The 280-nt window shown below is 66.4% G+C and carries 1 protein-coding gene; it reads right to left on the minus strand.

Annotated features, from left to right (window positions below; translation table 11 throughout):
• A partial coding sequence (locus tag KZZ06_RS20510) for an HAD-IC family P-type ATPase (RefSeq protein WP_219581821.1) occupies nucleotides 1–280 on the minus strand: 280 nt, incomplete at both ends.

Below are 280 nucleotides of genomic sequence, written 5' to 3' on the forward strand. Positions count from 1 at the left end.
GCCACGTCATTCGCCACGCTGAACGTGGTGAGGGCGCCGCGGGTCATCAGCATCTGTTTGCCGACCTCGACCACTTCGATCAACTTGGTCGGGTTGCTGTCGAGGTCAACCATGTTGCCGGCTTCTTTGGCGGCCTGGGTGCCGCTGTTCATCGCCACCGCGACGTCTGCCTGGGCCAGCGCCGGGGCGTCGTTGGTGCCGTCGCCGGTCATGGCCACGAGCTTGCCCTGGGCCTGGTAGTCGCGGATCAGTTGCAGCTTGTCTTCCGGGCGCGCCTCGG

The sequence above is a fragment of the Sulfitobacter sp. CW3 genome (assembly GCF_019392245.1).
In the GTDB taxonomy this organism is placed as follows: domain Bacteria; phylum Pseudomonadota; class Alphaproteobacteria; order Rhodobacterales; family Rhodobacteraceae; genus Sulfitobacter.